An 11,282-nucleotide genomic window follows, 5' to 3' on the forward strand; every position below is an offset into this window, starting at 1 on the left:
CCATGACCACACCGCACGGACCACATTTCCTCGGAATTGGCGCTCAACGCGCCGGAACGACGTGGGTACATCAAATGCTGTTCGGAAACCCAAGTGTGTGGTTACCACCGATCAAGGAATTGCATCATTTCGATTTATTCGACCAATCCGGCAATCTGATCAGTGATCGATTGCACGACCATCGTGCATCACGCATACGCGCTTGGGCGAAGCAACCGTGGCACAAAGAAATGCGCAATCCGTTCAGGCCAGAGGGGCGGGAGCGGTTCGCGGACGTCTGGGCGATGGCCCGGTACGAACTTACGACAGTATTAAGCAAACCAACTGTCACCAACTATCTGAAGCTGTTCGAGAATGCTCGGAGACGCGGACGGATCGCGGGTGAAATCACACCTGCCTATGCAACGCTGAAACCTCATCAGGTTGCCGAAATCAAGGACGCGGTTGGACCCGACTTGAAAGTTTTCTTCATCTTACGCGATCCGATTGACCGTATGTGGTCGCATGCAACCAAACATTTCGTGCGGACAAGAGGCAAACGCCCCGGCGAAGTCGATCACGCAGACTACCTCGCGTTCGTGAAAAGCGTACCGTGCCAGATCAGGACGGATTATGCGACGACGCTTGCCACGTGGCGAAGCGTATTTGGAGATGCAAACGTCCTGACCTGCTATTTTGACGATATTCGAGACGCACCTCAGGATCTGCTTGATCAGATCGAAACGTTTCTTGGTGTACCCAGCGACAGGCGACGACCGCTGCTGCCAGCCAACAATTCCTACCGCAACAAGGACGACGGTATTCCCCCAATGCTGCGCCCATGGCTTTCCCATTTCAGCATGCAACAATGTATGGCGTTAGCAGAACGTGATCCGCATCCGCATATAATGCGGTGGATGGAACGCGCCAAAGAGATGGCGCAGAATGTTTGATTATTGCTTCATATCCTACATCAGCCGATCAGGGTCTACGCTGCTCGCGCATCTGCTAAGCGATCGATTTCAGGTCTGCGTCACACCAGAAGGGTCGTTTCCAGCAGAAATGCTTGGTGTTAACGGCTTTGCACCAGTTGAACTTAAAACCGCAGCCAGCGCGGCAAGTTATCTTGATGCACTTACAAGCGTGTCAAAACTCGCGTCTTGGAATATCGAACCAACGATCACGAACTCATTGCCGGTAGATGGCGTTACGATCTTTCAGGGCTTGCTTCGTCAATACCGCGACACCTTTTTCCCCAGTGACCAAATGATCTGCTACAAGGGCGATCCAGTCATGCCATGGGAGATCACCAAGGCCCTGTCGTACCACCGATCGGCGGGCGCGATCGTTATTCTGCGTGATCCAAGGGCCATTCTACATTCACAGTTGAACGCAGCGTATGCATACCGTGGCGGGAAGTTCAGCCATGCCGTTGCGCAAAACGCACGCGAATGGGCTCAAATGGTATCAGCCATTGAAGCGCTGGCCGACGATCCCCGAGTTCATGTTGTGCGATATGAAGAACTGGTGACTGACACGGACGCTGCACTTGCCAAGTTGGCGGCATTTCTAGAAGTGCGATGCCGCGATAAGGCGCAGGAAAGGGGCTTTGCTGACACAATCGCTGATGAAGAGCGGCACTTGCATGTGCGCGCAACCGAAGCTCCTGACGCATCCCGATTGGACGCATGGCGCACGACGCTTGATCCGCGCAAGCAGGCATTGCTGGAACAGTTGATCGGAGAACAGATGCGACGCCATGGGTATCAACCTGACGCACCTATTTCAATTAGCCGCCTTTCTGTTTGGGGGTCCGTCGCACTGGACTATTTCGCGAAACTGACGCAGGCAGCACGCCGTCACGGAAAAACATCTGTAACTAATCCGCACTATTTTTTACAAAAGGTAACAGCACGTTTGAAGCCGCGACAAAGTGGGGACGCGGATGGTTGACTATACGTTAGTCTACATTGGCCCAATCGGATTTAGCGGTTCGACTTTGCTGGATGTCGCCTTGGCCCAAGGCGATGATGTATTTAGTATGGGCGAGGTCTTTCAGATCGCTGAGTGGATGCGCGAAAACCACCTTTGCACCTGTCGCAAACCTATTGGCGAATGCGCCTTCTGGCCAGGTGTCTTGAAAGACATCACGCCAAACGCGTTGGCGACACCGGCAGGCATCGGGCGTGAGGATTTAAGAGCACGTACCATCTCAACAGATGAAGAAACATCGCGATACGTCGCAGCGCATTGGGATCTCATAGATAGGGTCGCCGAAGCTTCTGGTGCTCGATTGATTATTGATGGGTCAAAGCATCTTTGGCGATTGAAGCTTTTGGCCGATGCGAGGCCGGACAAGATCAAGTTCATCCAGCTTTGTCGCGATCCTTTGGCCGTGATGCAATCAGCGAAGATACCAAAGGCGCGATTAGCTGTTTCGAGCACTGCGATGACCAAACCAAGTTCTGGCTTGCGAACGCTTACAAAGTGGATTTTGTCGCATCGTGCAGCTCGCCAGTTTGCTGATCAAAATAGGATTCCACGATTATCTGTGTCGTACGACAGGCTGACACACGAGCCAGAAAAGTCCTTATCGGCAATTTGTGACTGGATCGGCATGTCCTACGATCCTGCAATGTTAACGCTCAAAACCCCGGACCTTCACAATATTGCTGGAAGTCGGTGGCGACTGACCAAGGATCAATCCACGATCTCTCCCGCGTCAGATACGGGTCGGAACAGCTTGATTTCTAAGACTGCGACGGCTCTGGCGGGTCTTTCTCGATGACTGCACCTCTATTCAGTCTCATCTTGTGTACGGTAGCTTCAGACCGGCGCGTGGCGGAAATAGAACGGCTGCTCTCTTCGTTGATGCAGCAATCCTGCAGCGACTTTGAAGTTGTCGTCGTAGACCAAAACGATGAGTTTGACCTGTCAATCCTATTGGCACCGTTTCAGGACAAACTGAGCATACATCATATAACGTCGCCAAAGGGGCTGTCTCGCTCGCGCAATCGCGGCATGGCTGTTGCGACAGGCCAGTTCTTCGCATTTCCGGACGACGATTGCTGGTACGCACCAGATGTACTTTCGCGGGTCGCAGCTTTCTTCGCAAATAACCCAAGCTCTGCGGGTCTTCACGGAAAAGGGTCCGATCCGCAAACAGGTTTGGACATGGCCCGTTTTGACAAACGGAAAATGGATATGACCCGGGAGACTGCTTTCGAGATGTCGGTATCCTGTGCAATGTTCTATAGGTCTGGTGCTATCCGTGATGTTGGCGGCTTTGACGAAACGCTGGGACTTGGCAGTGGAACGCGCTGGCGTGGCTGCGAAGACTACGACCTTCCAATTCGCCTAGTTGATCTTGGCCATAGCATTCATTACGACCCAACGCTTGTTATCTATCACCCTTGCCCTGCTGTTAGCTATGACAGTGCTACAATCGCAAGGGCGAAAGACCAATCGCCAAGTTTTGGGTACCTCTTGGGAAAGCACGGCTATGCCAAGAGGGTCGCTTTGGCGAAACTTGGGCGACCGCTGGGCGGCGTTGTTTTGTCGATGTTGTCAGGTAAGTTCGGAAAGGCACGTTTCCACTTGGCAGCACTCATCGGACGCGCAAATGGCTATCTAGCCGGTCGCAGAGAAAGGACACCAGACTGACGTGATCATTCGGCAATCGCATATGATGATGGCGCTCACGTTCTCGATCGCGTTCAGCCAAGTCGTTGAAATGCAGGTCAGCATCGGCGGCCCTACCGTCTCTCTTGACGAACTGCCACTGCTCGCCTGCGCTGGCATCCTTTTGCTGTCCGGAAAGATCGGGCGGGTGTCGGGACTACTGCTTGCTTTCGGGTTAATCGAATTGGGAGTCCGGTCGATCTACCCGCTCGTAAACGGGCAAATAGTGCCTCTGATCTCGGAAGTAATTAAGCTCGTCATTCTGTTGGCTGTTTACGGGACCTTGGCGAATAATGCCAAAGACGATGTGGATAGTTCGTTTGCCCTGTTAGCGCGATACTGGGTAATTCTCGCTGTCATCAGTGCGGGTGTCATTCTGCTTCAGTCTGCAGATCTGTTGCCAAAGCAAGCGCTGGTCCAAGGATCCATCAAGACATTCCCACGGCCCACAGGTATCCAGAACGACCCGAATTTTGCCGCGAACTCACTTGCCTTAGCGGTCTTGTTTCTCAAAATGTTGCGATTGAGACCGCTTTATCAGAACGGGTTGATCGGTCTGATGCTGATAGCAATATTCCTGACCGAGTCACGTATGGGGCTAGTTCTTGCGGTCTTTATTCTGACGTACTGGTGGTTGATCAGTTGGCGAATATCGAGCCTCAAAGCTGTACGATCGCGAGTCCTTGGCACGCTTTGCATTATCGCGGTGGTTGCCGTCGGGTCATTCACTCTCGCCCAAAGCGATCGCAACTTCAGGGTATTTGAACGCTTCTCATCAATAGTTGCAACGCTTGAGGCAACGACACTCCTTAGCCTCGAACGCACCCGCGGGCTGCAACGGGAATCCGCTCAGGAACGTCTCATCCTTGCGTATGCAGGATACCGGGTCTGGCGAGACAACAAATTAATTGGCGTTGGTCAGGATAGGATCGCGCAGGAATTGCGGATTACCGCCGGCATCGAAAAATCGACGCATAACGGATACATCGACCGAATGATGATTGGCGGTGTGTTTGGAATTTTGTTCGTGGGATTCGTGGCCTATCTGCTGCTTTTGTCGACCCGCCTCCGCTTACGGCAGTCGAAAAATCACACCATCTTAGGCGTGAAAGTACTGCTTCCAACCGTATGTATTGCGTCAATGCTGTTGAACGTATCGTTCTGGCCGGTACTTACGATGCTCGCAGCGTGTCTTGCGTCACAGAATGTCAGCTTGCGTATCAGGCGATCGGCACCAGCCGCTCAATTGGTGTAGTACTTCGTTCCGTAAGCGGAGTAGCTTCCGTACTTACCGCCATATCCATAGCGCTTCATACCCTTTTCGCTAATCTGGCTGAGAACCAGACCGGTAATGCGCTGATTTGAGTTATGAAAGAGTCGCATAGCCTCTTCGACCAGCTGCCGATTTGTGCTGTCCCATTTGACAGAAAACAGGATTGCGTCAGCAACTTGTGAAATGATCCTCGCATCAGGCACAACCAAAACGGGCGGAGTATCTATGATGATTACATCGTATTTCGCCCTCATCTCTTGTATCAGGGCTTTGAATTTATCAGACGAGAACAAGTCGGCAGCGTTGAGTGAGGATTTGTCGCCGGCGAGCACGTCAGCACCGAAACTTTCAGGGCGATAAACCGCTTCTTCAAGCGTGATGTCCCCGGCAAGAACAGAAACGATACCTTTCTTGGGCATATCCTGAAAATACTCGTTCAATGTTCGTCGACGGATGTCGCCTTCTACAAGAAGTACAGATTTGCCAAGCCCGAGGAGGTTTTGCGCGAGGGCAAGCGAATTGGTCGTCTTTCCTTCACCCGGGATGGAAGAGGTCGAGACAATGATTTTCGGTGGATTGTCGACGTTTGACAGCATGACAGACGTGCGAAGGTTTCGCACGGCTTCTGCAGCCGCAGAGGTGGGTTTTTCCGCAAGATACGTCAGCACCTTGATGCGACGGCGAGCCGGAATAAGCGGAATTTGCCCCATCACGGTATAGCCTGTGAACGCTTCCAGATCACGCGCTGTGCGGAAACTGTTGTTGCGCGCCTCGCGGTAGAGAACCCAAGCCGCCCCAACCAATAGCCCGAGGATTGTCGATAGTACTAGGATCAGTGGCTTGCGTGGTTCGGCTGGAGCATTTGGGATGATGGCGTGAGAAAGGATGCGGCTGTCTGCTTGCTGAATACCTTGCTGTGCAGAAGTTTCCTTCAGCCGGGTTAGGAAGTACTCGTAAAGCAAACGGCTTGCCTCAGCCTCGCGGGTAAGCTGCTGAAGCTTGATAAGGTCTTCACCTTGTCGCTCTAACTGCGCATCGAGTTCCATCTCTGATGCAAGCAACGCGGCAAGTTGCTGATCCGCCCTTAGGAGTTCCAACCGAGCACGATCAACGACAAGACCGAAACGAGTATCGAATGCAGTCCGAATTGCATCGTCGGACTCGGCCCTTTGCGCGAATCTGGAAAGCTGCGTGTCATTCGCAATTCGAACCTTGTCGTCAACAGTTACGGCGTTTTCGAGGCTGGTCAATCGTGCCTGAGCCGTGACGCGCGCTGCTTCGGCGGATCCGATCCGATCACGCAGCTCCTTTATCTGGCGCTCTAATCCCTGCAACCCTTCGATCGACACAAGGTCGGTAGATGCACTGAAGTCCTTGACCGCCGCCTCCGCCTCTTCAAGTTCAAGCTGAAGCTCGGAGACCCTGTTGCTAAGCCAGGTCGTGGCCTGTTCGGTTGCTTCGAATTTCACTTCGATCTGGTTGAGGATATAGAGTTCGACAATCGTATCGGCGATCAGGGCTGATTTTTCGGCAGACTCCGTTTCGACCGTAATCTGGAACACGAGGCTGAGCGGCACGTTCCGAATTGTAACCTTGTCGAGAAGGCGGGTCACCACGCCATCGCGTTTGCGTACCACAGCCTGCTCTGCGGGAAGAATGACACGCTGCTCGGGCAGTCCGATCAATTCGCGAACATATGTTTCTGCACGTTCGAACACGGTTTCAGGCTGAAGCGCCTTGTTGAATTCCGGGTCGTTCACCAAATCCAGACGATCGACGACCTTTCCCATAAGATCGCGGGCACGCAGTACCTCGACCTCGGAATTAACTTCCGTCGTATCACCGGAGATTCCGCCTACTACACTTTGCAGATCGACGATCTGATCCTGATTGGTTTCGAGGATGACAACTGTTGTGGCGCGATACAGCGGCGTGGCAAGTGAAAATACGTAATATGCAGCAATGGAGATCGCGATGATTGTGACAAACGCGATCGTCCACTTGCCCCGCCAAAGCGCAGCAAGCAATTCGCCAAGGTCAAGAATTTCCGTGTCGGATTTTTCGGAACCAGTTGCGTTTGCCCCTGCAATGGGCTGCTTGCTCGTTATGCTGTCTGACATCACAATAGGATTTGCACTGCTCGTCTTGTACGGGACTGCACATCTCTAGCGCAGACAGCACAGCTTTGACAGCGGCTAATTATCGTCCGGTCCGACCAAAGATCGCGCTGGCGGTCTTTATGATAAGGAGACAATCCAGACGAAACGAAATCTGGTGACTGTAAAGAATGTCGAACCGTACGCGCTCATCATAGCTTGTGTCGTTGCGTCCAGATGTCTGCCAAAGGCCGGTTATGCCGGGCGTCAGTGACAGGTACGTCGCTTTTCCATGCCGGTACCGGAGCAGTTCATCCGCGATAACAGGCCGCGGTCCGACAAAGCTCATCTCTCCTTTGAGGACATTCCAAATTTGTGGAAGTTCATCCAAGCTGGTTGAGCGTAGAATGCGGCCGAAACGCGTGACGCGCGGGTCGGTTGTAAGTTTCTGCGAACTCGCCCATTCAGCTGCAGCTTCGGGATTGTCCTTTAGATAAGTCGTCAGCTTCTCTTCTGCATTGGCAACCATCGAGCGGATCTTCCAGCATTGAAAGCGCACACCGTTCTTGCCGATGCGTTCATGACCATAAAAGCCAACACCGCCATCCCGAACGGTCAACACCCAAAGCATGAAAATCACAGGAATAAGAAATGGTAGCAGGAGTATCGCAAACACGATGTCGAACGCCCGTTTACCGAAAGCCGTGTAGAAACCATCACCCTGCCCTGCAGCTTGCGCGACATAGAATTCGCCAGTTGCGGACAAGGAATCGCTGTTCTCGTGTTTCAAATTAACCCCCCCGGGAACCAAGACCCTTAACAATCAAAATCTCACAAAGTACTTTTTGGAACGTAAATTCTTACTCAGTCGATAAATTTCATTTAACACACTTACAATTAGCAGATTTCTTTCGAATCAGAAATGGCAAGATGATGCCTCATAAAGGGGTTTTTTGTGCCTATTTAGTGGTCGTTATCCAAGAAAAGTCTACTTTTGTAACAATCAGCAAAGCCTAGACATATGATTCGTCCGAATCACCCGCAAGAAGTGCGAGTCTCGGCCCCTCGGTCGGGCACTGGTAATGTGCAGCCTCTGTAGCTTTCTGATGTGCATGTCCTTTCGGGATAATCTGTCGTTGTCGAGAGGAATATTGGCCCATTGCTCCATGCAATCGATCCTTGGCCATCAATCGATTGAAAAATACAGGCAGCCAGGAAACCCGCCTGTGCAGGTCGTCAGGTGTCGATCACGACAGAAGCTTCAAGATCGGATATCGTGATCTTTGCTGCTGAATTCACCATAACGGATCGACCCTTGTGCCACATCAGGATCGAATGATCCGTAATCTGGCGGTACTCTGGCGTAGCATTCCATGCGGTCAGATTGATTTCTTCACCGATCTCCCAATCCGTGATCTGGCAGGAACCGGCACGTCCGATGATGAACGTGTCCTTGCCCTGTCCCCCGCTCATGATGTCATCGCCTAGGGATATCAGCGTATCCTTGCCCTGACCACCGAACATTGTATCGCGCCCCGGACCGCCGATGATCAAGTCATCCCCCATGCCCCCATCAAGATAGTCGTCACCAGACCCGCCATCCAGCGTGTCCGCGTTTTCGCCGCCATAAAGCTGGTCGTCACCGGTGCCGCCATACGCAGACGACTCACCGATGATGATGCTGAGATGATCGTCCCCGGCTCCACCATAGATGCCCGCGCCCGAGCGTGCGGTCAGCGTGTCGTTACCGTCATCACCATATCCGACGGCCTCGGGGCCGCTGACGTGAACTTCGTCATCGCCATGCCCACCGTAAAGCGTCGATTTGTTCGGACCCGTCATGATATCGTTGCCACCATAGCCATAGCCAACGTAAGACCGCTGCGGTCCGTCCACGCGGTTATCAAGATTGTTAAGGTGGATTTCCGGCATCGTCGGCGCACGCTTGACGGCAAGGAACAGGTTTTCGATCCCGTCTGGAAGCGTATAAGTCGTATCGCCCTGCCAGCCGCCCAGATAGATCGTGTCGTTACCGCCATCGTCCTTGATTTCGACGTCGGCACCTTCCCACAGAAAATAGGAATCGTCGCCCGTGCCGCCATGCACGCTTGCGCCGGCCTGCAGTGCATATTGCAGCGCCTCGGCAATCGGCGGCAGCACGTCGGACGTGTGGAAAAGCCCGTTGCGCGCGCTTTCGACCACCAGTCGGTTGCGCATGTCTGCAATCAATTCCGCCTCGTCGATCAGGTTCTTTGACTGCTGCGGATCGGCCACGACGTTGTAAATTTCTTCGTCGCCATTGGGATAGAGAATATAGCGGTAATCCCCGGCACGAATACCAGTCGCGCCATAGACTGACGACAAGGCCCCGCGTTTTTCGTATTCGCCGGGCTGGTCAGGCAACAAGGGGCGCAGGGATTGCGATTGAATGCGTGCCGGAATGTCTTCGCCAATCAGATCAAGACATGTTGGAAAAATGTCCATCAGGGTGACGGGTTCGTCGACTTCGCTGCCTTTGGTCTGACCGGGCATCTTCACGATCAGCGGTGTACGCGCCGCTTCTTCCCAAAGCGTGAACTTGCCCCAAACATCGTGATCACCGACGTGGTAACCGTGATCTGACACAACAACGACAGCTGTATCCTTGTCCTTGCCGCTGGCTTCCAGCGCGTCCAGAAAACGGCCGATGTGATGATCGACATGGGTGATGCAGGCCAGATAGGCACGCACGTGGTGCTGCCACGCCTCGAAATCTTTGCCAGGCCAGACGGTGCCGTCGCCCATGAACTGTTCCGCATAGGTGGTCGGCCGCGGCAAATCACCAAGCGCCCAGCTGGTCGGTTCTTCTATCAGCGTGCGGTCATAGCGTTCGTAACACCACTTGGGCGCGATGTAGCGGGTATGAGGATGCTGGAACCCCAACATGACCGTCCAAGGTTTATCTTCGGGTAGACGCTCCAGCGCGTCGATCCCATATTGCGCCACGCGATAGTCATAAAAGTCTTTATCATGTCCTTCGATCCCCTCGATCCCGAGAGGCGATTCAAAATAGACCTCGCGATCTTCCGGCGCGGCCTGCGTCGGAAAGAAAAGCCCCCGCGGCATGACTTCGTGGTGCATTTGCCGCTGCTGATGAACGGGCTGCGGGTAATAGCCGTGCATGATCTTGCCCGCATGGACAACGTAATGCCCTGCCCGTTTGATGACGGATGACAGGTTATCTCGCGTCGGGATGAACTGATACCATTCCTGCCCATGGTTGGAATGGACACCGGATTCAAACGGGCTCCAGCCTGTCATTGCAGATGCACGCGACGGACCGCAAATAGGGATAAAGGCGTAGGCTGCGTTGAATACCGTCGCGGTTTCGCAAAGCTTGTCGAGGTTCGGGGTTTGGATGGGCTGACCAAACGTATTCCTGAACAGGCGATACGTGAACAGATCGTCAATGTAGATCAGTGCAAGATTAGACACGCGACGGACTTTCGACGTAGATCTCGGTAAAGTAGCGATCAAGCAATTCCAGCGCATCGCCTTCACTCAGAATGTCCGTGTCAAACGCCAACATTTCAAGAAAGTGGCCGCGCCAAGACCGTGGTGCAGAAGGTGTTGGCGCATCTGGTTTTTCTGCAATCTGATCCGCAGCGAACACGACGCTGCAAGGTTGTTCGTGCGGATTCTCAAAAGCCACTTCGCCAATTTCGCCGGTCTTGGTCAAATCACGCACGCGAAACCTGACTTTGCCGTCTGACGCAGATAGAATCGCAAGAAAAACGCCGGCGGCGTCCCATTCTGCCGGCCCTTCCAGAATATCCTGACCATTGTGCTTCACGATGTAGCGATCGGCCTGACGTAACAGACGAACGCTCTTTTGCTTGCTGCAAATCGCGAACAAGGTCTGTGGTGAGTTAATCAGCGCTTCGAGATCGCAGACAGCAGCAAGACTGAAACAAGAACCGTCAAGATTGGTGTCCACGCCAAGGTAGTCAAGAACATCGCGTTCATGAAAGGCTGCCGGAAAGCCCGCAGTTTCGGACAATTGCGGGCCCATGCTGAATTCCGGTGCCCGCAGCGCAAGGTTGCCTGCACGGGGGCGAATTTCAACGATACTCTCGTCCACGACCTCCAGATCGGGAGAGTCCACCGTGCACCATGTCAGGCACTGTCCAGTCGCGTTCATCTGGCCGCTGTAGTCCGTCAAGTTCAGCCCCAACCCCGGTGCCGGTCCGTCGATCCTGATGGTCATGAACGCC

At 53.4% G+C, this 11,282-nt stretch carries 9 protein-coding genes; 5 read left to right on the forward strand and 4 right to left on the reverse strand.

The window, feature by feature from the left end; all coding sequences use genetic code 11:
- The first annotated feature begins 2 nt into the window (after positions 1 to 2).
- Genes BMY44_RS14345 through BMY44_RS14365 form a run of 5 tightly spaced genes read left to right on the forward strand, consistent with a single transcriptional unit; the run spans position 3 to position 4,915 of the window.
- Entirely contained in the window at positions 3 to 932 is a 930-nt protein-coding gene (locus BMY44_RS14345; RefSeq protein ID WP_089996245.1) for a sulfotransferase, read from the forward strand.
- The gene (locus BMY44_RS14350) at positions 925 to 1,932 is read left to right on the forward strand and encodes a sulfotransferase (RefSeq protein WP_089996247.1); all 1,008 of its coding nucleotides are present in this window, start codon (positions 925 to 927) and stop codon (positions 1,930 to 1,932) included. Before BMY44_RS14345 ends, BMY44_RS14350 begins: the two co-directional genes overlap by 8 nt.
- On the forward strand, positions 1,925 to 2,767 hold the full coding sequence (locus tag BMY44_RS14355; RefSeq protein ID WP_089996250.1) for a sulfotransferase: 843 nt from the start codon (positions 1,925 to 1,927) through the stop codon (positions 2,765 to 2,767). Before BMY44_RS14350 ends, BMY44_RS14355 begins: the two co-directional genes overlap by 8 nt.
- A complete protein-coding gene (locus BMY44_RS14360; RefSeq protein ID WP_089996253.1) occupies positions 2,764 to 3,642 on the forward strand; it encodes a glycosyltransferase family 2 protein in 879 nt (292 codons plus the stop codon). The genes BMY44_RS14355 and BMY44_RS14360 overlap by 4 nt, the downstream gene beginning before the upstream one ends.
- Before the next feature lie 22 nt (positions 3,643 to 3,664).
- Positions 3,665 to 4,915 carry an O-antigen ligase family protein gene (locus BMY44_RS14365; protein WP_089996255.1) on the forward strand — a complete coding sequence of 417 codons (1,251 nt, stop codon included), beginning with the start codon at positions 3,665 to 3,667 and terminating at the stop codon, positions 4,913 to 4,915.
- Here the strand turns inward: BMY44_RS14365 and BMY44_RS14370 are convergent.
- From BMY44_RS14370 to BMY44_RS14385, 4 genes are all read right to left on the reverse strand, one after another.
- On the reverse strand, positions 4,903 to 7,053 hold the full coding sequence (locus BMY44_RS14370) for a polysaccharide biosynthesis tyrosine autokinase (protein ID WP_089996258.1): 2,151 nt from the start codon (positions 7,051 to 7,053) through the stop codon (positions 4,903 to 4,905). The two genes, BMY44_RS14365 and BMY44_RS14370, sit on opposite strands and share 13 nt — an antisense overlap.
- A 79-nt stretch (positions 7,054 to 7,132) precedes the next feature.
- Positions 7,133 to 7,819 carry a sugar transferase gene (locus BMY44_RS14375; protein WP_242650573.1) on the reverse strand — a complete coding sequence of 229 codons (687 nt, stop codon included), beginning with the start codon at positions 7,817 to 7,819 and terminating at the stop codon, positions 7,133 to 7,135.
- 446 nt (positions 7,820 to 8,265) lie between these two features.
- A complete protein-coding gene (locus BMY44_RS14380) occupies positions 8,266 to 10,503 on the reverse strand; it encodes a sulfatase-like hydrolase/transferase (protein ID WP_165611854.1) in 2,238 nt (745 codons plus the stop codon).
- Entirely contained in the window at positions 10,496 to 11,275 is a 780-nt protein-coding gene (locus BMY44_RS14385) for a hypothetical protein (RefSeq protein ID WP_089996264.1), read from the reverse strand. Before BMY44_RS14385 ends, BMY44_RS14380 begins: the two co-directional genes overlap by 8 nt.
- Between the last annotated feature and the right edge of the window lie 7 nt (positions 11,276 to 11,282).

The organism is Cognatiyoonia koreensis, assembly GCF_900109295.1.
Classification (GTDB): Bacteria; Pseudomonadota; Alphaproteobacteria; order Rhodobacterales; family Rhodobacteraceae; genus Cognatiyoonia; species Cognatiyoonia koreensis.